This window comes from Phenylobacterium zucineum HLK1 (assembly GCF_000017265.1).
Lineage (GTDB): Bacteria > Pseudomonadota > Alphaproteobacteria > Caulobacterales > Caulobacteraceae > Phenylobacterium > Phenylobacterium zucineum.
On record NC_011144.1, the window covers coordinates 849,015 to 870,686 of the forward strand.

At 71.1% G+C, this 21,672-nt stretch carries 21 protein-coding genes; 8 read left to right on the forward strand and 13 right to left on the reverse strand.

Features of this window, described 5'->3' with window-relative positions:
• Positions 1 to 62 precede the first annotated feature (62 nt).
• Both PHZ_RS04190 and PHZ_RS04195 read left to right on the forward strand, forming a co-directional pair.
• Positions 63 to 1,967 carry an alpha/beta hydrolase family protein gene (locus PHZ_RS04190; RefSeq protein ID WP_236611869.1) on the forward strand — a complete coding sequence of 635 codons (1,905 nt, stop codon included), beginning with the start codon at positions 63 to 65 and terminating at the stop codon, positions 1,965 to 1,967.
• A 26-nt stretch (positions 1,968 to 1,993) separates the two neighbouring features.
• Positions 1,994 to 2,266, forward strand: coding sequence for a hypothetical protein (locus tag PHZ_RS04195; protein ID WP_041373142.1), 273 nt, complete (start codon positions 1,994 to 1,996; stop codon positions 2,264 to 2,266).
• A 2-nt stretch (positions 2,267 to 2,268) separates the two neighbouring features.
• Here PHZ_RS04195 and PHZ_RS04200 read toward each other — a convergent pair whose 3' ends face one another.
• Positions 2,269 to 3,555 (reverse strand): OmpP1/FadL family transporter, encoded by a 1,287-nt coding sequence (locus PHZ_RS04200; protein WP_012521335.1) that lies wholly within the window; start codon positions 3,553 to 3,555, stop codon positions 2,269 to 2,271.
• Positions 3,556 to 3,781: 226 nt separating this feature from the next.
• Here PHZ_RS04200 and clpB point away from each other — a divergent pair, with 226 nt between their 5' ends.
• The gene (gene clpB, locus PHZ_RS04205; RefSeq protein ID WP_012521336.1) at positions 3,782 to 6,358 is read left to right on the forward strand and encodes an ATP-dependent chaperone ClpB; all 2,577 of its coding nucleotides are present in this window, start codon (positions 3,782 to 3,784) and stop codon (positions 6,356 to 6,358) included.
• Positions 6,359 to 6,483: 125 nt separating this feature from the next.
• Here the strand turns inward: clpB and PHZ_RS04210 are convergent, their stop codons facing one another.
• Complete coding sequence (locus PHZ_RS04210) at positions 6,484 to 7,020, reverse strand: hypothetical protein (protein WP_012521337.1); 537 nt, start codon at positions 7,018 to 7,020, stop codon at positions 6,484 to 6,486.
• A gap of 48 nt (positions 7,021 to 7,068) precedes the next feature.
• On the reverse strand, positions 7,069 to 7,491 hold the full coding sequence (gene arfB, locus PHZ_RS04215) for an alternative ribosome rescue aminoacyl-tRNA hydrolase ArfB (RefSeq protein WP_012521338.1): 423 nt from the start codon (positions 7,489 to 7,491) through the stop codon (positions 7,069 to 7,071).
• Between the two features lie 381 nt (positions 7,492 to 7,872).
• Between arfB and ilvC the strand changes: the two genes are divergently transcribed.
• On the forward strand, positions 7,873 to 8,892 hold the full coding sequence (gene ilvC / locus PHZ_RS04220) for a ketol-acid reductoisomerase (protein ID WP_012521339.1): 1,020 nt from the start codon (positions 7,873 to 7,875) through the stop codon (positions 8,890 to 8,892).
• An 83-nt stretch (positions 8,893 to 8,975) separates the two neighbouring features.
• Here ilvC and rsgA read toward each other — a convergent pair whose 3' ends face one another.
• A complete protein-coding gene (rsgA, locus tag PHZ_RS04225) occupies positions 8,976 to 10,058 on the reverse strand; it encodes a ribosome small subunit-dependent GTPase A (protein WP_012521340.1) in 1,083 nt (360 codons plus the stop codon).
• Between the two features lie 237 nt (positions 10,059 to 10,295).
• Between rsgA and PHZ_RS04230 the strand changes: the two genes are divergently transcribed.
• Positions 10,296 to 10,610 (forward strand): GNAT family N-acetyltransferase, encoded by a 315-nt coding sequence (locus tag PHZ_RS04230; RefSeq protein WP_012521341.1) that lies wholly within the window; start codon positions 10,296 to 10,298, stop codon positions 10,608 to 10,610.
• 386 nt (positions 10,611 to 10,996) lie between these two features.
• Here PHZ_RS04230 and PHZ_RS04240 read toward each other — a convergent pair whose 3' ends face one another.
• Positions 10,997 to 11,737, reverse strand: coding sequence for a tRNA1(Val) (adenine(37)-N6)-methyltransferase (locus tag PHZ_RS04240; RefSeq protein ID WP_012521342.1), 741 nt, complete (start codon positions 11,735 to 11,737; stop codon positions 10,997 to 10,999).
• A gap of 131 nt (positions 11,738 to 11,868) precedes the next feature.
• Here PHZ_RS04240 and PHZ_RS04245 point away from each other — a divergent pair, with 131 nt between their 5' ends.
• Both PHZ_RS04245 and PHZ_RS04250 read left to right on the forward strand, forming a co-directional pair.
• Positions 11,869 to 12,876 carry a polyprenyl synthetase family protein gene (locus PHZ_RS04245; protein WP_012521343.1) on the forward strand — a complete coding sequence of 336 codons (1,008 nt, stop codon included), beginning with the start codon at positions 11,869 to 11,871 and terminating at the stop codon, positions 12,874 to 12,876.
• A gap of 76 nt (positions 12,877 to 12,952) precedes the next feature.
• A complete protein-coding gene (locus PHZ_RS04250; protein WP_236611870.1) occupies positions 12,953 to 13,873 on the forward strand; it encodes an iron-containing redox enzyme family protein in 921 nt (306 codons plus the stop codon).
• A 1-nt stretch (position 13,874) separates the two neighbouring features.
• Here PHZ_RS04250 and PHZ_RS04255 read toward each other — a convergent pair whose 3' ends face one another.
• Together PHZ_RS04255 and fumC are read right to left on the reverse strand one after the other, a co-directional pair.
• Complete coding sequence (locus tag PHZ_RS04255; protein WP_012521345.1) at positions 13,875 to 14,570, reverse strand: VIT1/CCC1 transporter family protein; 696 nt, start codon at positions 14,568 to 14,570, stop codon at positions 13,875 to 13,877.
• 4 nt (positions 14,571 to 14,574) lie between these two features.
• Positions 14,575 to 15,966: a class II fumarate hydratase gene (gene fumC, locus PHZ_RS04260; protein ID WP_012521346.1), complete on the reverse strand. Its 1,392-nt coding sequence runs from the start codon at positions 15,964 to 15,966 to the stop codon at positions 14,575 to 14,577.
• Positions 15,967 to 16,052: 86 nt separating this feature from the next.
• Between fumC and PHZ_RS04265 the strand changes: the two genes are divergently transcribed.
• Entirely contained in the window at positions 16,053 to 16,430 is a 378-nt protein-coding gene (locus PHZ_RS04265) for a RusA family crossover junction endodeoxyribonuclease (RefSeq protein ID WP_012521347.1), read from the forward strand.
• 14 nt (positions 16,431 to 16,444) lie between these two features.
• Here PHZ_RS04265 and PHZ_RS04270 read toward each other — a convergent pair whose 3' ends face one another.
• From PHZ_RS04270 to PHZ_RS04295, 6 genes are all read right to left on the reverse strand, one after another.
• Complete coding sequence (locus tag PHZ_RS04270; RefSeq protein WP_148216780.1) at positions 16,445 to 16,699, reverse strand: hypothetical protein; 255 nt, start codon at positions 16,697 to 16,699, stop codon at positions 16,445 to 16,447.
• Between the two features lie 50 nt (positions 16,700 to 16,749).
• Positions 16,750 to 17,073, reverse strand: a complete 324-nt coding sequence (locus tag PHZ_RS04275) for a hypothetical protein (RefSeq protein WP_041373148.1) — start codon at positions 17,071 to 17,073, stop codon at positions 16,750 to 16,752.
• A gap of 146 nt (positions 17,074 to 17,219) precedes the next feature.
• Positions 17,220 to 17,510, reverse strand: a complete 291-nt coding sequence (sciP, locus tag PHZ_RS04280) for a CtrA inhibitor SciP (protein ID WP_012521348.1) — start codon at positions 17,508 to 17,510, stop codon at positions 17,220 to 17,222.
• A gap of 168 nt (positions 17,511 to 17,678) precedes the next feature.
• The gene (locus PHZ_RS04285; protein ID WP_041373149.1) at positions 17,679 to 19,055 is read right to left on the reverse strand and encodes a flagellar hook protein FlgE; all 1,377 of its coding nucleotides are present in this window, start codon (positions 19,053 to 19,055) and stop codon (positions 17,679 to 17,681) included.
• Positions 19,056 to 19,153: 98 nt separating this feature from the next.
• Positions 19,154 to 19,846 carry a flagellar hook assembly protein FlgD gene (locus tag PHZ_RS04290; protein WP_012521350.1) on the reverse strand — a complete coding sequence of 231 codons (693 nt, stop codon included), beginning with the start codon at positions 19,844 to 19,846 and terminating at the stop codon, positions 19,154 to 19,156.
• A 1-nt stretch (position 19,847) separates the two neighbouring features.
• On the reverse strand, positions 19,848 to 21,353 hold the full coding sequence (locus tag PHZ_RS04295; protein WP_041373150.1) for a flagellar hook-length control protein FliK: 1,506 nt from the start codon (positions 21,351 to 21,353) through the stop codon (positions 19,848 to 19,850).
• Positions 21,354 to 21,672: the final 319 nt, after the last annotated feature.

Below are 21,672 nucleotides of genomic sequence, written 5' to 3' on the forward strand. Positions count from 1 at the left end.
GCGGCTTGCCTGCAATCTCAAGCTGCAGGGGATGTGGGGGCGTTCTCATGGTTTTGGCTCGCATGCTGGCCGCGCTGGCCTTCGGTCTGGCGCTGTGCGCGACCGCGTCGGCCGCGCCGCTCGAAGCCTACGGGCGGCTGCCGAACATGGAAGCGCTCTCCATCTCACCCTCGGGCCATGCGCTGGCGATGATCGTCACCAACGGCGAGCGTCGGGTGGTGGCGGTCCAGGATCTTGGCCAAAAGAAGCTCGTGTTCCGCGGCGACGCCGGAGACACGAAGGTCCGTCAGGTGATGTGGGCCGGCGACAAACACCTGGTGATCGTCGCCTCCACGACGGCCGCACCCATGGATATCCTGCACTCCCGCCGCGAGTGGCTCCTGGGCTTCGTGGTGGATATCGAGTCCGGCAAGTCGCAGATGCTGCTCCGCAATGTCGCGGACGTCTCCGCCATGAACGCGCTCGCCGACATGCCGCAGGTTCGGCTCGTCGACGGCAAGCCGGTCATCTTCGTGGAAGGCATCGTCTTCCAGGACGGCAAGGGCAACGTCGCGCTGTTCCGCAATCACCTTGGCGCCCCCACGACGAGGCTTTTGCAGAAGGGCGAGAACGGCACGGTCGACTGGGTGATCGGGCCGGAGGGCGAGCCGCTGGGGCAGGAGATCTATGACACGCACAGGGGACGGTGGAGCCTGAAGCTGCGGACTGCCGGCGGCTGGCGCGAGGTGATGACCGCGCAGGGGCTGGACACGCCCTACGTCCTGGGCCTGGGCCGGGACGGCAGGTCCGTCATGGTCGCCGTCTCCGACGATGAGGAGCGGGCGAGCTGGCAGGAGGTCACGCTGGAGGGGCCGGCGGGCTCGCCGATCCTGGCGCAGGACGATCAGTCACCGATCTACGACCCCCGCGACGGCCGCCTCGTCGGCCATCGGAGCCTCGTCGGCGACGAGCACGCCTACACCTTCTTCGACGAAGGGGACGCCAAGGTGTGGAAGGCGATCCGGGCCGCCTTTCCCGAAGACTCGGTCGAGCTGGTCTCTTGGTCCGACGATCGGCGCAAGATCATCGTCCACCTCGATTCCGCGACCCACGGCTCGGCCTTCTCGCTCGTCGACCTCGACACCGGCCGCGCCTCCTGGCTGGGCGACGAGTACAACGACCTCAAGCCCGAGGACATCGCGGCCAAGCGGCCGCTCAGGTTCAAGGCCGCCGACGGCCTTGAACTGACCGGTTACCTCACCCTGCCCCGCGGCCGGCCCGAGAAGAACCTCCCGCTGGTGGTCTTCCCCCACGGCGGACCCGCGTCCCGCGACACGCCCGGCTTCGACTGGTGGGCCCAGGGGATGGCCTCGCGCGGCTATGCGGTGCTGCAGGTCAACTTCCGCGGCTCGGAGGGACTGGGCGGTGAGCTGCTCGAGGCCGGCTACGGCGAGTGGGGCCGCAAGATGCAGACGGATCTCTCGGACGGCGTGCGCTGGCTCGCGTCGCAAGGCGTCATCGATCCCCGGCGCGTGTGCATCGTGGGGGCGAGCTACGGCGGGTACGCTGCGCTGGCCGGCGCCACCATCGATCGCGGCGTCTATCGTTGCGCGGTTTCGGTCGCCGGGGTCTCCGACCTTAAGCGGCACGTGGCCTATTCGCGCACCCGCGGCGGCCGCACCTCGGAGCGCTACTGGACCCGCTTCATCGGCGCCGAGGACCTGGGTGATCCGGTGATGCGGATCTACTCGCCGGCGCTCCTCGCCGATCAGGCCGACATCCCCGTGCTGCTGATCCACGGCAAGGACGACACCGTCGTGCCGCTCGAGCAGAGCCGGATCATGGACGAGGCGCTGCGCAAGGCGGGCAAGCCGGTCGAGCTGATCGTCCAGAAGGGCGCCGACCACTGGCTGTCGCGGGGCGACACGCGGTTGGAGACCCTCCAGGCCACCATCACCTTCCTCGAGAGGCACAATCCGCCGAACTAGAGCCCCGGGCGGGCGTTAGCGTGGCCATGACCCGCTTTCGCGCCGACGAGATGAAGATCTACAGCCTCGAGCTCTATGGGCCCGGCGGCGTGGACGACCTCCTCTGGAAGATCGACAGCGACCACGCCTTCACGCCGATGAACCGGGGCGACCGGATCCAGCCGCTGGACCTGCCGGGTTCCAATCCCGGCCTGACGCACGAGATCACCGGCATCGAGCACGTGATCTGGACCGCGGGCGAGCAGGTCCGCTACGTCACCCGCGTGTTCAGCCGGCCGGCGCCGCCCCTGGGCGTTTAGCCCTAGAAGCGGGTTCGCAGGCCCAGGGACATCACGTAGCCGTCGCCGTTGACGGTGCCGCGCAGCCGCGTGGTCGTGGCGGCCGGAGTGCCCGCGTAGAACGTGGTGTCGTGGTTCACCTCGCTCTCCTCGAAGGCGATGTAGGCGAAGCCGGCGTCGAGCTGCACCCGGTCGGTCAGCGCCGCCGTGGCGCCGACGCCGAACAGCCAGCGGTCGCCGTCGGGAACGCGCGCCGTGCGCTCGCCGTCCGGGGTGGGCGTGGGATCGTACTGCACGCCGGTGCGCAGGGTCAGGCGGTCGTTCACCGCGTAGTCCAGGCCCACCGCGCCCGAGGTGGTGTTCTCGTAATTCTGCGGCAGGACCTGCGGCCCCGCCGGCGGATCGACGTCGATCTCGTCGAACTCGCTCCAGCCGAACCGCTGCATCTGGGCGTTCAGGGTCAGCCGGTCGGTGACGGCGAAGCGGGCGCCGACCGTGGCGATCCAGGGCGTGCTGAAGCTCGCCGATCCGGGCGCGTCGAGATTGGCCGCCGCGATCGGACCGGCGAGCCCGCCCACGAACACCCGCCCGTCCAGCTTGTGCTCGACCTTGGAGCGGTAGCTGGCGCCCACCGTGAGCCGGCCGAGATGCGCCTGGGCGCCGGCCGTCCACCCCCAGTCCCAGCCGTCGCCGCCCAGCTGGGAGACGCCGTCGGGCGCGCCGGGCGCGAGGTTCGGATAGGCGGTCGAGAGCTTGGCGTCGGCGTACTGGGCGCTGGCGCCCACGCCCACGTCCAGCCAGTCGGTCACCCGCATGGCCCCGGTGAGCTGGAGGTCGGCGATCGTCAGCCGCGAGGTGAGCGCGTCGTAGCGGGCCCAGGACTGGCGCCGGTAGTCGGTCTCGAAGTTGAAGGGCGCGGCCACCGATAGGCCGAGGGCGAAGCGATCGCCCACCGGCGTCGCCACGGCGAAGTTGGGCGCCACGCCATCCTTGATGGGGTTGAATCCGCGGGGCTCGCCGCCGGACGGCAGCGTCACCCCGCCGGGATAGGTGATGGTCGAGCCGGTGTCCTCCACCTCGGCGTCGACGAAGATCCCGTGCGCGCCAAGGTAGGCCTCCCGGCCCGAGCGGGTGATGGCGGCCGGGTTCCACCAGACCGCGTCCACGCCCCGGCTGGCCGCCTCGCCCGAGAAGGCGCGGCCGACGCCGCGCACCGACTGTTCCTGCAGGTAGAAGCCGGCGGCGTGGGCGAGACCGGGAACGGCCACGGCGGCCGTGCTCGCGAGCGCGAGGGCGAGGGACGTCTTCATGATGTTCGAACTCCGCGGCGCGCGGGAGAGGGAGTGCGCGCCCTACGCGCCGTTAATAGCGGGCGCGCGGCTTGGTTGCGCCGGCGCGCCGCTGGACACGCCGCAGATTCGGAGCAGGCTGGGACGCCGGAGGCTTGTGTGACCCATATGCCACACTAAATGCGATGGGGTCGGCGGCTGCGCTTGATCAAGGCGGCCGCCCTCAGTCCGCCTGAGTAGGGGAACCATGAACATCGACATCTATTCCGACCGCGCCAAGCAGGCGATCCAGTCGGCCCAGAGCCTGGCGCTCGCCCGGCGCCACCAGCAGCTCGGCCCGGAGCACGTCCTGAAGGTGCTGCTGGAGGAGAAGGACGGCCTGTCCCGCGCGCTGATCCAGAGCGCCGGCGGCCGGCCCGACGCGGCCGACAAGGCGGTGGACGACCTCCTGGGCCGGCTTCCCAAGGTCGAGGGCGGTTCGGGCCAGCTCTACATGAAGCCCGAGACGGCCCGGGTGTTCGCCGAGGCCGAGGCGGGCGCCAAGGCCGCCGGGGACGCCTTCGTCACCACCGAACGCCTGCTGATCGCCATCGCCAAGGAAGGCGGCGAGGCCGCCAACGCCCTCAAGCAGGCCGGCGCCAGTCCCAAGGGCCTGGAAGAGGCCGCCAGCGCCGTTCGCAAGGGGCGCACGGCGGATTCCGCCTCGGCGGAAGAAGGGTACGACGCCCTGAAGCGCTACGCCCGCGACCTGACCCAGGCCGCCCGCGACGGCAAGCTCGATCCCGTCATCGGCCGCGACGAGGAGATCCGCCGGACCATCCAGGTCCTCTCCCGCCGCACCAAGAACAACCCCGTCCTGATCGGCGAGCCCGGCGTCGGCAAGACCGCCATCGTCGAGGGCCTGGCCCTGCGCATCGTCAACGGCGACGTGCCCGAGAGCCTGAAGGACAAGCAGCTGCACGCGCTCGACATGGGCGCGCTGATCGCCGGGGCGAAGTACCGCGGCGAGTTCGAGGAGCGGCTGAAGGCGGTGCTGAACGAGGTCACCCAGGCCGAAGGCTCCATCATCCTGTTCATCGACGAGATGCACACCCTGGTCGGCGCCGGGAAGAGCGACGGGGCCATGGACGCCTCGAACCTGCTGAAGCCCGCGCTGGCCCGCGGCGAACTGCACTGCGTGGGCGCCACCACGCTCGACGAGTACCGCAAGCACGTCGAGAAGGACGCGGCCCTGGCCCGCCGCTTCCAGCCGGTGTTCGTCTCCGAGCCGACGGTCGAGGACACCGTCTCGATCCTGCGCGGCCTGAAGGAGAAGTACGAGGTCCACCACGGCGTGCGGATCTCGGACAGCGCCATCGTGGCCGCCGCCACCCTCTCCAACCGCTACATCACCGACCGCTTCCTCCCCGACAAGGCCATCGACCTGGTGGACGAGGCGGCCAGCCGCGTGCGCATGGCGGTGGACTCCAAGCCCGAGGAGCTGGACGAGATCGACCGCCGCGTCGTGCAGCTGAAGATCGAGCGCGAGGCCCTCGCCAAGGAGACCGACGCGGCCTCGAAGGCGCGCCTCGAGAAGCTCGAGGAGGAGCTGGCCGGGCTCGAGGCGCAGTCCGCCGAGATGACCGCCCGCTGGCGCGCCGAGAAGGAGAAGGTCTCCTCCGCCGCCCAGGTCCGCGAGGGCCTGGACCGGCTGCGGGCCGAACTGACCGCCGCCCAACGGCGCGGCGACCTGCAGCGCGCCTCCGAGATCGCCTACGGGGAGATCCCGCAGCTGGAGAAGCGGCTCGCCGAGGCCGAGGCCGCCGAGGGCGGCGACGAGGCCATGACGCCCGAGGTCGTCGACGCCGAGCAGATCGCCGCCGTCGTCTCGCGCTGGACCGGCGTGCCTGTCGAGAAGATGCTGGAGGGCGAGCGCGAGAAGCTGCTCCAGATGGAGGACGGCCTGCGCCGCCGGGTGGTCGGCCAGGAGGAGGCGCTGGTCGCCGTCTCCGACGCCGTGCGCCGCGCCCGCGCCGGCCTGAAGGACCCGAACCGGCCGATCGGCTCGTTCCTGTTCTTAGGACCCACCGGCGTCGGCAAGACCGAGCTGACCAAGGCGCTGGCCGAGTTCCTGTTCGACGACGAGTCCGCCGTGACCCGCCTCGACATGAGCGAGTACATGGAGAAGCACTCGGTCAGCCGGATGATCGGCGCGCCTCCCGGCTACGTCGGCTACGACGAGGGCGGGGCGCTGACCGAGAGCGTCCGCCGGCGGCCCTACCAGGTCGTGCTGTTCGACGAGGTCGAGAAGGCCCACCCCGACGTCTTCAACGTGCTGCTGCAGGTGCTGGACGACGGCCGCCTGACCGACGGCCAGGGCCGCACGGTCGACTTCCGCAATACGCTGATCATCATGACGTCCAACCTCGGCTCGGAATTCCTGGCCGGCGGCGACGACGTGGAGACGGCGCGTCCGGCGGTCATGGAGGTCGTGCGCCGCCACTTCCGGCCCGAGTTCCTGAACCGGATCGACGAGGTGATCCTCTTCAAGCGCCTGGGCCGGGCCGAGATGGACGACATCGTCCGCATCCAGCTCCAGCGCGTCGAGAAGCTGCTGGCCGACCGGCGCATGGCGCTGGCGCTGGATCCCGCCGCCCTGCACTGGCTGGGCGACCGGGGCTACGACCCGGTCTACGGGGCGCGGCCGCTGAAGCGGGTGATCCAGAAGGAGCTGGTGGACCCCATCGCCCGCAAGCTGCTGGCGGGCGAGCTGGAGGACGGCTCGGTCATCGACGTCACCGCCGGCGACGCCGGCCTCGAGATCGGCCGGGCCAAGGTGCACTGACTTGGCGAATCCTCCCCCTCAGGGGGAGGGGGACCACGAAGTGGTGGAGGGGGCTTCAGCCGTTGAAGCGCCGGATGGAGCCCCTCGGCCGCTGCGTGACAGCTCTCCCTCGGGGGGCGCCTTCCCTACAGCGTGAGGTTCGCCACGCGGCCGCCGCGGGTGGTCACCTTGCGCATCATGGCGATGGTCTCGCCCTCGGACTGGCCGACCGGCCGGGCGATGGTGATGGCGTACCAGGTCCCGTTCGGCAGGCCCGAGAAGCTGAACCGGTCCTGGGCGTCGCAGGTGGTGCGCTTCACGTAGGGCCCGGCGTCGCCCTGCGGCGCGGAAGGCGTGCGCTTGCGCACCTCGTCGGCCGGCAGGGCCGCGCGCTCGGTGGAGCCGTAGAGGTGGGCCATGCGCCGGGCCGACCACGGGGTTTCCGGCGTCAGCACCACGCCCGATCCGGCGCAGGTGTAGCGGGTCTGGCCCTGGCGATAGGTCAGCCGCCCGGCGATGCCGTTCGGGCCGCTCTTCTGCGCCCAGGCGAAGTCGGCGGCCGAGAAGCGGGCCGGGCCCGGAGGCGGCGCGCCGCGGCCGGGCGGCGGCGGTCCGAGGGTGGGGGCGCAGGCGCCGGCGAGGGCCACCAGGCCCAGGACGGGGATCAGACGGGCGTGCTTCATGTCGGCGGCAGCTTATAGGGCAATGCGGCGAAAGGGCGCCAGCACAGGTTAGTCGAACCGCACCTTCCCGCGCATCGACTTCACGCCCGACCGCTGCGCCTTGGCCTTCAGCCGGCGCTCCTTGGAGGCTTTCGTGGGCCGCGTCTTCTTGCGCGGCGGGGGCGGCGGCCGGGCGGCCTCGCGGACCAGCTCGATCAGGCGCTCGACGGCGGCCTGCCGGTTCAGCTCCTGAGAGCGGTGCTCCTGGGCGACCAGCACCAGCACCCCGTCCATCGTCAGCCGGCTGCCCGCCAGGCCGTAGAGCCGGGCCCGCACCGGCTCGGGCAGGGACGGGGAGGCCCGCACGTCGAACCGCAGCTCGATCGCCGTCGAGACCTTGTTCACGTGCTGCCCGCCGGGGCCCGAGGCGCGGACGGCGCGCAGCTGCACCTCCTCGTCGGCGATCTGGATGGCGGGGGTGACCTCGATCATGGCTTCCGCTTTGCCAAGCTTCCGGGGCGGGGTATAGACGCCTCATGCGCGGCCCCGCCCAGCTCGTACGGCTCATTACCGACACCGCCTCCGGCGGGCCGGGAAGGGTTGTCGCGCGCTAGGTCACGCCAAGGCCGCCATCCTTCAAGCCCCGCCGGACCGCCGGACGGGGCTTTTTCATGAGGCCAGGTCCGGCTCCCTTCCAGGAGACCCGATCATGAGCCCTCCCGCATCTTCCCGTCCCCGAAGGCAGCGCTTTTGACGCGCCGCAATGCCGGCCGCTTCGCTTGACCTAAGAGCAAAAAACCGCTTCAGAGCCCCGGCTTTGCTGCACTGCCGTTGCGCAGGCGCGGGCCAAACAACGTATCAGGAGAAACAATCATGCGCGTCTACTACGATCGCGACGCCGACCTGTCCCGGATCCTGGACAAGAAGATCGCCATCGTAGGCTATGGCTCGCAGGGCCGTGCGCATGCGCTGAACCTCGTGGACTCGGGCGTGAAGAACGTGGCCGTGGCGCTGCGCCCCGGCTCGGCCACCGCCAAGAAGGTCGAGGCCGACGGCCTGAAGGTGATGAGCGTCGCCGAAGCCTCGGCCTGGGCCGACGCGATCATGATCCTGGCGCCCGACGAACTGCAGGCGCAGATCTACCGCGACGAGATCGCCCCCAACATCAAGGACGGTGCGGCCCTGCTGTTCGCCCACGGCCTGAACGTCCACTTCGGCCTCATCGAGCCGAAGAAGACCGTCGACGTGCTGATGGTGGCGCCCAAGGGCCCCGGCCACACCGTCCGCGGCGAGTACCAGAAGGGCGGCGGCGTGCCGTGCCTGATCGCGGTCCACCACGACGCCACGGGCGGCGCCATGGACTTCGGCCTGGCCTACGCCTCGGCCATCGGCGGCGGCCGCTCGGGCGTCATCGAGACCAACTTCCGCGAGGAGTGCGAGACCGACCTGTTCGGCGAACAGGCCGTGCTCTGCGGCGGCCTGGTGGAGCTGATCCGCGCCGGCTTCGAAACCCTGGTCGAGGCGGGCTACGCCCCCGAGATGGCCTATTTCGAGTGCCTGCACGAGGTGAAGCTGATCGTCGACCTCATCTACGAGGGCGGCATCGCCAACATGAACTACTCGATCTCCAACACGGCCGAGTACGGCGAGTACGTCACCGGCCCGCGGATCGTCACCTCCGAGACCAAGGCCGAGATGAAGCGCGTGCTGGAGGACATCCAGTCGGGCCGCTTCGTGCGCGACTTCATGCAGGAGAACGCGGTGGGCGCCCCGTCCTTCAAGGCCACCCGCCGCCGCAACGCCGAGCATCCCATCGAGGAAGTCGGCGGCCGCCTGCGCGCCATGATGCCCTGGATCACCAAGAACAAGCTGGTGGATACGGAGCGCAACTGATCGCGCAGCGCAAATTCGGAATAGGAAGGCCCGGGGGCGACCCCCGGGCCTTTTTCATGACCGGTGCTTCCCCTGAGGGGGAACTAGGACTCCTCGTCGCCGAAGCTGCGCTTCTGCTTGATCCAGGCCTTGGCCTGCTTGTGCCGGCCGGCCCAGAGCTTCCGGTTCTCGGCCGCCGCGCGGGGGTCCTCGCGGCGCTGTTCGTAGGCGGCCTCGGCCTGCAGCTTGCGGAAGCTGGCCCAGCGGTCGGGATCTAAGCTTCCGTCCGCCAGGGCCGCCCGCACGGCGCAGCCGGGCTCGCCGCCGTGCCCGCAGTCGCTGAACCGGCATTCGCCGACCAGCGCCTCGATGTCCTCGAACACCGCCGAGACCCCGGCGTCGGCGTCCCACAGGCCCAGCTCGCGCATTCCGGGCGTATCGAGGATCAGGCCCCCCGACGGCAGCAGCACCAGCTCGCGGTGGGTGGTGGTGTGCCGGCCGCGCTCGTCGTCCTCGCGGATCTCGCCGGTGGCCATCCGCTCGCTCCCGGCCAGGGCGTTGAGCAGGGTGGACTTGCCCGCGCCCGACATGCCCAGCAGCACGGCGGTGCGGCCGGGCTCCAGGTGGGCGGCGACCGCTTCCAGCCCCTCGCCCTGCTTGGCGGCCACGGCCAGCACCGGCGCCTCGCCCGCGATGGTCCGCACCTCGGCGACGCGCTCGGCGGCGTCGGGGGCGAGGTCGGCCTTGGTCAGCACGATCACCGGCCGGGCGCCGCTCTCGTGGGCGGTGGCGAGGTAGCGCTCCAGCCGGCGCAGGTTGAGGTCCGAGTTCAGCGAGGTGACCAGGAAGGCGACGTCCACGTTGGCCGCCACCACCTGGGCGTGCACGCCCCGCCCCGCCGCCTTGCGCACGAAGGCCGTGCGCCTGGGCAGCACGTGCTGGACGAACGCCGGCTCGGGCGCCTTGCGGGGCTCGTAGGCGACCCAGTCGCCGGCCACCGGGCGGGCCATCTCCTCCCGCGATTTCATCAGCCGTCCGGCCGCCTTGGCGTCGGTCTCGCCGGCCTCGGTGATCAGCCGATAGCCGCCGCGCTGCTGGACGATGACGCGGCCGGCTTTGAGCCCCTGCGCCGCATAGGACGCGAAGTCGCGCTGGAGCTCGTCGCTCCAGCCGTATTGGGTCAACACTTGGGATGTCCTTGAAGTCGATAGCCGATGTGGCGTCGACCGCGGGGACCCATCCTGTGAGGGGGAGAGATCGGCCGCCCTCAGGCGGCGGTCACGGCGACGCAGCGAAGGGCTGCGCGGGCAATGGGCGACACGTCACATCCTCCGTCTCTTGCGTGGCCGTTCAGGCCGGCGACCTTGGCGGGCGGCCCGCTTCGCGTCAAGAAAGACGCGAAGGGCCCCGATGAGGAGAACGCCGTGTCCGATGCGATCCAGGTGGTGAAGAACGACGAGGCGGGCCAGTTCGAGGTCCGGCTCGGCGACGAGACGGCCTTCGCCGAGTTCCGCATGGTGCAGGGCGGCATGATCCTGCCCCACACCGTCGTGCCCGAGGCGTTCGAGGGCAAGGGCGTGGCCTCCGCCCTCGCCAGGACGGCCCTCGGCTACGCCCGCGAACACGGCCTGAAGGTCATCCCCACCTGCACATTCATGGCCGGCTACATCAAGAAGCACCCCGAGTGGCACGACATCGTCCACGACGCCTACCGGGCGCAGCTGGGGATCGGGGGGTAGGGCCTGCCCTCAATACCGCTCATCCCGGCGAAGGCCGGGACCCAGATGGAGTGGCTCAGAAGTGGGCTCCGGAGCCGCTGAGCCTGTCCCATCAGCCGCCCGAAACCTAGGGCAGGTCATCCAGGGACTTCATGCCCCGGGTCTCCGGATCATACTCTTCCGGCCAGCGGTACTCGTAGGATGGCTGGTCTAGCCCCAGGTGAGCCGTCATCTCGCCCGTCTCCCAGTATCGCAGGAGCGCTTCGACGCGCCGCACCGCGAGGCGAACGGTGGAGTCGATGGGCCGCAAAGCCTCCGAAGGACAGACCGTAGAGGGCGGGGCTGATCGGCCAGACGCGCCAATGCCAGAGGGACGGCGCGACGTCAAGAACAAAACAAGAACAACATCAACCCCACGCCAGCCCCGCCGCCCCCCGCAGGATCGCCTCCGCCTCGGCGGTGTGCTTGGCCCCGCCGCGGTCGTGCAGCACCAGGGCCGGCAGCAGCCTGAGCGGCGCCTTGCCGGTCTTGACCGCCCGCACGATCACCCGCTTGGCCGGCTCGCCCGCGAACGCGTGGACGGGCCGCACCTGGAACGAGCCGGCCTTGGGCGAGAGCCCGGCCAGCAGGTCGGCCAGGCGGTCGGCGCGGTGGATGATGGTGATCGTCCCGCCCTCGCGCACCGCCTTCGACAGGAAGCCGGTCCAGGCGGAGAGCCCGCCCTCGGCCATCCAGGCGGCGGTCTTCTCCGCGGCCGGGGCCCGGAGCGCTGCGGGATTGTCGAAGAACGGCGGGTTGGCCATGGCCGCGTCGAACGCCGGCAGGCCCAGCTTGGCGAAGGGGACGCCGACGTCGCCCGCCAGCACCTGCACCCGGTCCTGAAGGCCGTTGAGCGCGACGTTCTCCTGCGCCAGCGCCAGGGCCTCGGGGTCGCGCTCGACCCCGACGAAGCTGGCGCCCGGCCGCCGGACGGCCGCCGCCAGCAGGGCCCCGCCGGCGCCGCAGCCGGCCTCCAGCACCCGCTGGCCCGTCTCCGCGTCGCACGCGGCGGCCAGCAGGGCCGCGTCCAGCCCGGCCCGATAGCCGCGTGACGGCTGGCGCAGGCGCACCCGCCCGTCCAGCACGCGGTCCTCGGTCACGGTTCGCATAAGATCAGGTCCCGCCGGCAAGACGTCCGCTACGCTTGCGGCTCGCTTGACCGTGCCCTATCGCGTCACCATTGTCCCGGCAAACGGCTACCGGTCGGGGCCCGGACGCCTTGTCGCCAAAGGAATTCCGCTTGGACGCCGCCCAGGCCATCGCTGCACCGAAGCCCTCCATCGACGCGCTGATGGCGCTGGCCGGCCCCGACATGGCGGCCGTCGACGCCCTGATCCGCGAGCACATGGACAGTCCGGTGCCGGTGATCCCGGCGCTGGCCGACCACCTGATCGCCGGCTCGGCCAAGCGGTTGCGGCCGCTGCTCACCATCGCCGCGGCCAGGCTGGCCGGCGCGCGGGACGACTCCTGCCTGAAGCTGGCCGCCGCCGTGGAGTTCATCCACACGGCCACCCTGCTGCACGACGACGTGGTGGATTCGTCCCAGCTGCGCCGCGGCCGCGTGGCCGCCCACCTGATCTGGGGCGCGCCGTCCAGCGTGCTGGTCGGCGACTTCCTGTTCGCCCGGGCCTTCGAGCTGATGGTCGGCGCCGGCTCGATGGCCGCGCTGGAGATCCTGGCCCGCGCCAGCCGGGTGATCTCCGAGGGCGAGGTGCTGCAGCTCACCCGCAGCCACGACCTCGACCTCACCCAGGAGGTCTACATCGAGATCATCGGGGCCAAGACCGCCGAGCTGTTCGCCGCCGCCGCCGAGGCCGGCGCGGTGGCGGCCGGAGCTTCGCCCGAGCGCTGCCGGGCCCTGCGCCGCTTCGGCCAGGACCTGGGCTTGGCCTTCCAGCTCGTCGACGACGCCCTCGACTATTCCGGCGACGCCAAGACCCTGGGCAAGAACGCCGGCGACGACTTCCGGGAGGGCAAGGTCACCCTGCCGCTGCTCTACGCCATGGCCCGCACGGGCGCGGCCGAGCGCGACTTCTGGCAGCGCACCGTCGACCGCCGCGAGCAGACCGAGGCCGACTTCGACCGCGCCCGCGAGCTGATGGGCCAGACCCGGGCGCTCGACGACACCCTCGCCCTGGCCGCCCGCTACGCCGACAGCGCCAAGGCCGCGCTCGCCGACTTTCCGTCGAACAGCTGGCGCCCGGCGCTCGAGGACCTGGCGGACTTCTCGGTGGCCCGGAAGGCCTAGGGAAAGCAGCGCCTTAGGAACCTAAGCCGGTCTCGCGCGCTCCCTCCGCCCCGAGGGAGTGACGATGTTTCCTGGCATGAGACTGGCCCGCCTGGGCGCCTTCAATCCTGAATTCCCCGACGCCGAGGCCCTGCACCTGGGGCTCGCGCGATGGAACCACGAACGCCTGGCGCCGACGACGCCCGGGCCCAACTGGCTCGCCGACCTCAACCGCGACACCCGCATGCTGCGGCTCGAGGGCTCGTTCATCGAGGCCTTCCGCGAACACATCGCCCCCCTGGTCGAGGACGTGCCGCAGGACGCGCCCGGCTTCATCGCCTGGTTCGAGGCCCTGAAGGACGAGGGCCCCGGCCAGTGGGACCCGCTGTTCGACTGGCTGGCCACCGAGGCGAGCCTGGAGCAGATGCGCTGGTTCCTGACCCAGGAGGCGGCGGGCGAGGCCGGCTTCGACGATCTCGTGGCCTACACCCAGGTGAAGCTGCCGGCCCGGCCCAAGCTGGAGCTGGCCCGCAACTACTGGGACGAGATGGGCCGCGGCCACGAAGGCGGCATGCACGGGCCGATGCTGGACCGCACGGTCGAGCTGCTGGGCCTGACGCCCACCATCGAGGGCACTTGCTGGCAGTCGCTGGCGCTCGCCAACACCATGACGGCGTTCGCCACCACCCGGCGCTATGTCTACCAGTCGATCGGCGCCCTGGGCGTGGTCGAGCTGACCGCGCCCACCCGTGTCGGAGCGGTGGCCGACGGCCTGAAGCGGCTGGGCGTCGAGCCCGCCGGCCGCAAGTACTTCCAGCTCCACGCCCAGCTCGACGTCGAGCACTCCCGGGCCTGGAACGCCGAGGCCCTGACGCCGCTGGTCGAGGACAACCCCGACTGCGCCCGCCACATCGCCGAGGGCGCGGTCATGCGCCTGATCCTGGGCGAGCAGTGCTTCGAGTCCTACCGCGCCCACCTGTGGGCCCACGCCCACCCGGTCGTCTACGCGGCCGAGTAGGTCAGGCGGCCACCCCGAACAGGGCGCCGACGCCGGCGGTGATCGCCATCGCCGCCGCGCCCCAGAACGTCACCCGCCCGACGGCCTTCAGCATCGGCGCGCCGCCCGCCCGCGCGCCGAACGCGCCCAGGCCCGCCAGGGCGAGGATCGACACGCCCGCGGTGACCGGTGCGAGCAGCGGCCCCGTGGCGACCAGCGCGGTCGCCAGCGGCACTGCAGCTCCGGCGGCGAACGTCAGCGCCGAGGTCAAGGCGGCTTGCAGCGGCCGCGCCGTCGTCAGGTCGGAGATGCCCAGCTCGTCCCGCGCATGCGCCGCCAGGGCGTCCTTCGCCATCAGCTGGTCCGCGACTTGCCGGGCGAGGGCAGGTGAAAGGCCGCGCTGGACATAGATGTCGGCCAGCTCCTCGTGCTCGAACTCGGGCTGGGCGGCCAGTTCGGCGGTCTCGCGGGCGATGTCGGCCCGCTCGGTGTCGGATTGCGAGCTGACCGAGACGTACTCGCCGGCGGCCATCGACATGGCCCCCGCCACCAGGGCCGCGAGGCCCGCCACCAGGATCTCGCCCCGGCCCTGGGCGGCGGCGGCGACGCCGACGATCAGGCTGGCTGTGGAGACGATGCCGTCGTTGGCGCCCAGCACGGCCGCCCGCAGCCAGCCGATGCGGGCGATCTGGTGCCGCTCGAGGTGCCGGGGCGCCATCCGATCAACCCGGGCTGATCATTTTTTCAGGCCGGACGACCTCGTCGAACTCCTCGTTCGTGACGTAGCCGCCGCCGACGGCTTCCTCGCGCAGGGTGGTGCCGTTCTTGTGCGCCAGCTTGGCGATCTTGGCGGCGTTGTCATAGCCGATCTTCGGCGCCAGCGCCGTCACCAGCATCAGCGAGCGCTCGAGGTTGGCCTTGATGTTGTCCTCGCGGGCCTCGATGCCCTTGACCATGTTGTCGGTGAAGCTGATCGCCGCGTCCGAGATCAGCCGGCACGACTGCAGGAAGTTGTAGGCCATCACCGGGTTGAAGACGTTCAGCTCGAAGTGGCCCTGCGACCCGGCCACCGTCATCGCCGTCTGGTTGCCCATGATGTGGGCGCAGACCATGGTCAGGGCCTCGGCCTGGGTGGGGTTCACCTTGCCGGGCATGATCGACGAGCCCGGCTCGTTCTCGGGGAGCGCCAGCTCGCCCAGGCCCGAACGGGGCCCCGAGCCCAGGAAGCGGATGTCGTTGGCGATCTTGAACAGCGCCGCCGCCGCCGTGTTGATCGCCCCGTGGCTGAACACCATGGCGTCGTGCGCCGCCAGCGCCTCGAACTTGTTCGGCGCGGTGACGAACGGCAGGTGGGTGATCTTCGCGATCTTCTCGGCCACCAGCTCGGCGAAGCCCACCGGGGCGTTCAGGCCGGTGCCCACCGCCGTGCCGCCCTGGGCCAGCTCGTAGAGGCCGTACAGCGTCTCCTTGATCCGCCGCACCGACATGGCGACCTGGTGGGCGTAGCCGCCGAACTCCTGGCCCAGCGTCAGGGGCGTGGCGTCCTGGGTGTGGGTGCGCCCGATCTTGATGATGTGGGCGAACTCCTCGGCCTTGTACTTCAACGCCGCGTGCAGGTGCTCCAGCGCCGGCATCACCGAACGGGCGACCTCTTCGGCGGCGGCGATGTGCATGGCCGTCGGATAGGTGTCGTTCGACGACTGGCTCATGTTGACGTGGTCGTTCGGGTGGACCGGCTTCTTCGAGCCCATCTGCCCGCCCATCATCTCGATGGCCCGGTTCGAGATCACCTCGTTGGCGTTCATGTTCGACTGGGTGCCCGACCCGGTCTGCCAGACCACCAGCGGGAAATGGTCGTCCAGCTTGCCGTCGATGACCTCCTGGGCGGCGGCGACGATGTGCTTGCCGATCTCGGGATCGAGCTTGCCGAGCTCCATGTTGGCCTCGGCGGCGGCGCGCTTGACCACGCCCAGGGCGCGGATCACCGGCTTCGGCTGCTTCTCCCACCCGATCCTGAAGTTGCCGATCGAGCGCTGCGTCTGCGCGCCCCAGTACCGGTCGGACGGGACTTCGATCGGGCCGAAGGTGTCGGTCTCGGTGCGGGTCGCGGTCACGGGCAGTCACTCCTCACGTCTTGGCCGGGCCGGTTTAGCGACGTGGGCCGAGACTGCAAGACGCCCTTGGGGCTAGACAGGCGGGAATGACCGAGACCCCGCCCCCGGCTCTTCAGGCATGGACCCAGCACGGCAAGGTGCGCGCCCGCGAGGCGGACGGCCTGCTCGAGGTCACGGTCGACGGCCTGACCACCCAGGCCAAGTACTACAAGCCGCTGATCTACGAGTTCTTCCGCAAGGCCTGGCGCGGCTCCCGTCCGGCCTGGGGCGAGTTCTCGGTCGAGATCGGTATGGAGTACGTCGGCGATCCGCCCTGGCTCGACCTGGACAACCTGGCCAAGGCCATCCTCGACGCCATCAAGGGCTACGCCTTCCATGACGACGCCCAGGTGGCGCGCCTGCTGGTCGAGCGGCGGCCGGGCGAGCGCGAGCGGATCACCGTCACCGTGCGCCGGCTGGCCTGACCGGCCCGGCCGTCCTAGTCGCGGCCCCAGCGCCAGCGCATCTCGCCCTCCGTCCGACGGAGGCTCACGACGACGAAGACGGCGATCAGCGCCGCGGCGATGGCCGCCGTGGCGACCGCGCCTGCGGTCCGGTCCGAGAAGAAGCCCGGCGCGAAGGTGAACGTCGCCGCCAGGCCGCCCGCGAACAGGGCCGTCGCCAGCCAGCCTTCCCAGGAGATCGGGGTGAAGCCGTAGCCGTAGAGCTTGGGACGGAACCAGGGCTTGCGCATGGGCGCCATCATAGCCCATCGCCGCCCCGGGCGCATGCGGGGCCGTGGGGCTAGGGCCAGCGGCCGTCGGGCTTGCCCACGTGCACGACCACCTCGTCGCCGGGCCCGGCGCAGGCCCAGCCCTCGGCCGTCTCGGTCCGCCAGCGGAAACCTTCGCGGGCGCGCCAGCATTCGTCGCCGGGCATCTGCACGACGTCGGCGCGGCCGTAGCCGGCGGCGGCCACGGCCTTCTGCACGTTCGCCGTCCGCCGGGCGGTGTTCCACTGATGCGCGCCGAAGCCCACGGCGATGAGGACCAGCGCGCTCACCATGAGGATCGTCAGCGGCCGGCGCGCCCTGGGGCTGCGGGTGTTGTCGAGGGGGTTCGTCCGCACGGCTGGCCCTTGCCTGTCGTCGTCGGCAGGACGCTAGCGGCGGATGGGCGGGGGGAGAAGCCCCCCAAAAGAAAACCGGCCGCGCCGGGAGGGAAGTGGCGCGGCCGGGGTACTTCGCGAACCTGTCCGGGGGAAGAGGGGTCGGTTCAGCGATACTGTTGCAGGCGCGTGGTGCGAAGGCCCGCCATCCCGTGGCGGTCGATCGAGCGCTGCCAGGACAGGAATTCGTCGCTGGTCAGCGAGTAGCGCTCCAGAGCGTCTTCGAGCGAGATCAGCCCGCCGCGCACCGCCGCGACGACCTCGGCCTTGCGGCGGATCACCCACCGGCCGGTGTTCGGCGGCGGCAGATCCTTGATCGTCAGAGGCGCGCCGGTCGGACCGATGACATACGCCTCGCCCCGGCTGTTCGTGCGCAGCTGCTGCGTCTGTTGCAACATGGCTATTCTAGCCTTCCCACCATCACTGTTGGCGGGAAGGATAGGCCGCGGCTCCTAACGGCCGCTGAATCGCTAGAGTAAAGAAACACCTAACCATACACTCCCCCGTGTACCAATTTGATACTCTTCTAACTGTTTACGTTTGTTAAGCTATGCTAACGGGAAGTATTACCGCTTGATGTTGATGAGTTCCTCCAACATCTGATCGGCGGTGGTGATGATCTTGGAGGACGCCGAATAGGCCTTCTGGGTCGCGATCAGGCCGGTGAACTCGGCCGAGAGGTCCACCGTCGAGGCTTCCAGGCTGGACGGCGAGATCTTGCCCGCGCCGCCGATGCCGGCTTCCTTCACAGTCATCTCGCCGGCGGGGATCGTGGGCCGGTAGGCGTTGCCGCTCACCGCCGCCAGGGCGTCCGGGTTGGGGAAGGTGGCCACGCCGATCTTGGCGATCTTGCGGATCTGGCTGTTGTCGTAGACCGCCGAGACGACGCCCTCCGGGTCGACGTCGATGGCGATCACGTTGCCGACGCCGGCGCCGTTCGACTGGATGGCGGTCACCGTCGAGGTCGACGAGTACTGGCTGAGCTTGTCCAGGGCGAGGTTGATGTCCTGGGCGGCCAGGCCGAGGCCGGTGGCCCACCGCGGCGTGGCGCCCGCCGAGGCGTCCAGGCTGAGGCTCTGCAGGGCGGCGGTGGTCGTGCCGAGGTTGATGGTGCCGTCGGCGTTGAAGTTGATGGTGCCGCGGGCGAGCTGGCCGGGCGGGGTGCCGGCGGCCAGGTCCACCGAGCTGGCGGGCACCGCGTAGATTTCCGCGTGCCAGGCGTTGGCGACGTCGTCCTTCAGCATCGCCAGGGCGATCTTCCGCGAGCCGCCGGCGGAGTCCACGACGTTCATCTCGATGACGAAGTCCGGCTTCACCCCGGTCGCGCCGGCGCTGTCGGCGTATTCGGCCATCGAGGTGGCGGCCACGGAGCCGTCGTAGGTCGCCTCCGACGCCGAGACCGGGCCGTCCTTGTTGACGTTCGCGGTGACGCCGAGTTCGGTCGTCGGGGCCACGGCCGAGCCGAGGTTCTTGACGTTGATCGATTGCATCAGGCTGAGGTCGGACGGATTGACGTTGAACGTCCCGTCCGCCTGCACGGGCCAGCCCTGCAGGTAGAGGCCGGCGTCGTTGACCATGTAGCCGTCGGAATCGACGGCGAAGGCCCCCGAGCGGGTGAAGCTGCGCGGGTCGGCCCCGGTCAGCCCCAGGCCCTTGTTCGCCACCACGAAGAAGCCGTCGCCCGAGATGGCGAGGTCGGTGGTGGAGTTGGAGGCCTGGATCAGGCCCTGCTGGCTGACGAACTGGCGCGTGACGCTCTGCACGCCGCCGGCCGAGTACTTGCCCTTCACGGCCTGGGCCGTGACCACGTTGGCGAAGTTCACCTGGTTGCGCTTGTAGGCGACGGTGTTGACGTTCGCGATGTTGTCCGAGATCGCCGCCAGCGCCGAGGAGTTGGCCACCAACCCCGAGACGCCCGCGAGCATGGCCGAATTGATGCTCATGGCTTACTTCCGTTCTTCTCCATGGAGTCCGCGTCCTGCGGAGGGTCGGCTTTCGAAGCCGCCGTTGGAGACGACGTTTTGCCGTCCGGGTTGTCGTTTCACGCAGCGTCCTCCGACGGGGGCGTCGCAGGCTGCGGCTGCTTGATGGTGGTGATGTGGTTCCACAGGACCGGGGTCCCGTTGACGGTGATCAGGGTCTCGCCGTTCGACTGCTCCACGCCCGTCACGATCCCTTCGATCGAGACGGTGGAGGGGACGGTGGCGAAGTCGGAATCCTTGGCGCTGACCTTCAGGCTGTAGACGCCGCCGTCCGGCAGCTTCACGCCGTTGGCGTCCTTGCCGTCCCAGGTCACCTTGTGATCGCCGGCCTTGCGGCCGTCCTCGGCCGCCGAGAGCGTGCGCACCGTCTTGCCGTTGCTGTCGACGACCTCGAGCTTCACGTCGTTGGCGTCGCGCGGCAGGGTGTAGATCCACGCGGCTTGCCCGTCCTTCAGCTTGGCGTCGACGGTGGCGGCGCGCACCTCCTTGCCGATCAGGCTGACGGCGGTCGACACGCCGTTGCTGGTGTTGGACACCAGGGACTTCAGCAGGTCGTTGGTGAGCAACTGCTGCTCCACGCCCGTCATCTGGACGATCTGCTGGGTGAACTGGTTGGAATCCAGCGGCGACAGCGGGTCCTGGTTCTTCAGCTGCGTGGTCAGCAGCGCGAGGAACGTGTCGAAGCTCTCGGCCAGCCGGGTGCGGCCGATCGCGCTGGTGTCCGTGATCCCGGAAACGCCGCCAACAGCCATCTCAGATCCTCACGTCCACGCCGCCGGTCACGCCCCGGCGCAGGCGAAGCTCGCCCGAGGTTGCGGCCAGGTCGGCCTCGCCGGCCGTCTCCAGCGCCTGCTGGAAGGCGCGGCCGCGGAAGCCGTCGCCGGGCTCGCGCGGGTCCTGCCGCGCCTGGCCCCGGTCGCCCGCCACGTCGAACGACAGCCCGCCGGAAAGCTCGAAGCCGGCCTGCTCCAGCGCGCGCTGCAGTTCGCCGGCCCGCGACTTCAGCTCGGCCGCGGCCTGCGGATTGTCGAAGGTCATGGCCGCGCTGACCCGGCCGTGGGCCCCGACCTCGACCCGCACGTCGACCTTGCCGAGGCCCGCGGGATCGAGCTCGACGTCGAAGCGGGTGGAGCGGGCGTCCAGCTTCTTGACGATCTGGGCGGCCAGGCTGGCCACGGTCTCGGGCGAGCCGCGCACCGGGTGGACCGGCGCGGCGGCGCTCTCGGCGCCGGCCGCGGCGCGGGTCCCGGAGGTTCCGGCCGAGGCCTCGCCGAACGTCCGGCCCTCCTGCGGACGGGCCTCGGCGGCCGGCTTGAACTCGGGCGCGGCCGGGGCGTCGGGCGCGGGGGGCTTGCCGCCGGCGGATTTGGCGGAGGCCGCCGTGGACGGCGATGGCGCGTCGGGCGTCTCGCCGTTGCGCTCGGCGCGGGGCGCTGCGGCGGGCTTCTGCTGGCGGGCCGCCGCCTCGCCGGCGGCCTGGGCGACGGCTAGGCCTGCAGCCGGCGCCGGGGGCTGGGCGGTCTGTCCCCGCGCGGCCTGATCCTGCGCAGCCTGGCCCTGCACGGCCTGGCTCGTCGGCGCGGGGAGCGTGTCTTCCGACGCGGCGGAAACAGCCTGGGCCTCGGCGGCGGGGGCCGCCGCCGGAGCCGCCGGCGGCGCGCTGCGCTGCGCGGCGGGCGCCGGCTCCGGCCGCGGGGCCGGCTGGGACTCGAGCGCCGCGCGGGCGTCTTGCGCGGGCGCCGGCGCGGCCGCCGTCTCCGCCGTCGCGGCGGCTGGCGGCGCGGTCTCGGCGTCCTCGGGCGCCGCAGGCGGGGCGGGGACGCCCTGGAGGCTCTTCTCGTCCTGGGGCGCGGCGGCGGTCACGTCCGTCCCCGTTGGCGTTCCCGCGGAGGGCGCCATGGCGTTAGGCGTCTGGGCGGGGATCGCCGCGGCTGCGGCCAGCGCGGCCGGCGCGTCCGTGGCCGCAGCGGCCGGGTCGGCCTCCCCCGGGGTTTCGGTGTCGGACCCGTCCCCTTCCGCGTCCGCGCCCAGCCCGGCGAACAGCGGGCCTGGCGCCGAGACGGTCGCCGCAGCGCCGGCCGCCGCGGACTGGGCGCCGGCCCCGGAAGCGCCGATCCCGGGGACGCCGGCCTCGGGCGCGCCGAACAGCGCCGCCATCAGGGCCTCGAAGCCGGCCAGAGCGCCGCCAGCCGACGGCGCGCCGCCGGCCGTGGGGCCGGGGGAGGCGGGCATCGTGGGGTTGATCGCTGGCGCGGTCATGCGGGGTGTCGGGTGATCTCGGTTGCTCAGCGCATCCTGCGCCGGGTCCATTCGGTCCGACCGGAGCAACCTTCGCGCCACATCGGCAAACCATTGAAAAGACAGCAATAAGGGGGTTGTGGCCGGGGGCGCCGGCGCCCCTCTCGCGGCGGAAATTGCCGGGCCGCCGCCGCCCAGGTGGGGCGTTCCCTGCCGGTCGGAAAGGCCTTCCCCCGCGCCCGGCAGAACGGGCGCCAAGCAAGACAGCGCCCGGCAGCACCGGGATCGGGACGCGGCCTTCGTCCGCCATGTGGCGCCGGACTTGCGCCGCTCAATCCGA

What these genes read in the sequence shown, in the direction of transcription:
- PHZ_RS04190 (WP_236611869.1), top strand. Translation starts at nt 63, where the DNA reads ATGCTGGCCGCGCTGGCCTTCGGTCTGGCGCTGTGCGCGACCGCGTCG.
- PHZ_RS04195 (WP_041373142.1), top strand. Translation starts at nt 1,994, where the DNA reads ATGACCCGCTTTCGCGCCGACGAGATGAAGATCTACAGCCTCGAGCTC.
- PHZ_RS04200 (WP_012521335.1), bottom strand. Translation starts at nt 3,555, where the DNA reads ATGAAGACGTCCCTCGCCCTCGCGCTCGCGAGCACGGCCGCCGTGGCC.
- clpB (WP_012521336.1), top strand. Translation starts at nt 3,782, where the DNA reads ATGAACATCGACATCTATTCCGACCGCGCCAAGCAGGCGATCCAGTCG.
- PHZ_RS04210 (WP_012521337.1), bottom strand. Translation starts at nt 7,020, where the DNA reads ATGAAGCACGCCCGTCTGATCCCCGTCCTGGGCCTGGTGGCCCTCGCC.
- arfB (WP_012521338.1), bottom strand. Translation starts at nt 7,491, where the DNA reads ATGATCGAGGTCACCCCCGCCATCCAGATCGCCGACGAGGAGGTGCAG.
- ilvC (WP_012521339.1), top strand. Translation starts at nt 7,873, where the DNA reads ATGCGCGTCTACTACGATCGCGACGCCGACCTGTCCCGGATCCTGGAC.
- PHZ_RS04240 (WP_012521342.1), bottom strand. Translation starts at nt 11,737, where the DNA reads ATGCGAACCGTGACCGAGGACCGCGTGCTGGACGGGCGGGTGCGCCTG.
- PHZ_RS04250 (WP_236611870.1), top strand. Translation starts at nt 12,953, where the DNA reads ATGAGACTGGCCCGCCTGGGCGCCTTCAATCCTGAATTCCCCGACGCC.
- PHZ_RS04255 (WP_012521345.1), bottom strand. Translation starts at nt 14,570, where the DNA reads ATGGCGCCCCGGCACCTCGAGCGGCACCAGATCGCCCGCATCGGCTGG.
- PHZ_RS04265 (WP_012521347.1), top strand. Translation starts at nt 16,053, where the DNA reads ATGACCGAGACCCCGCCCCCGGCTCTTCAGGCATGGACCCAGCACGGC.
- PHZ_RS04270 (WP_148216780.1), bottom strand. Translation starts at nt 16,699, where the DNA reads ATGCGCAAGCCCTGGTTCCGTCCCAAGCTCTACGGCTACGGCTTCACC.
- sciP (WP_012521348.1), bottom strand. Translation starts at nt 17,510, where the DNA reads ATGTTGCAACAGACGCAGCAGCTGCGCACGAACAGCCGGGGCGAGGCG.
- PHZ_RS04285 (WP_041373149.1), bottom strand. Translation starts at nt 19,055, where the DNA reads ATGAGCATCAATTCGGCCATGCTCGCGGGCGTCTCGGGGTTGGTGGCC.
- PHZ_RS04290 (WP_012521350.1), bottom strand. Translation starts at nt 19,846, where the DNA reads ATGGCTGTTGGCGGCGTTTCCGGGATCACGGACACCAGCGCGATCGGC.
- PHZ_RS04295 (WP_041373150.1), bottom strand. Translation starts at nt 21,353, where the DNA reads ATGACCGCGCCAGCGATCAACCCCACGATGCCCGCCTCCCCCGGCCCC.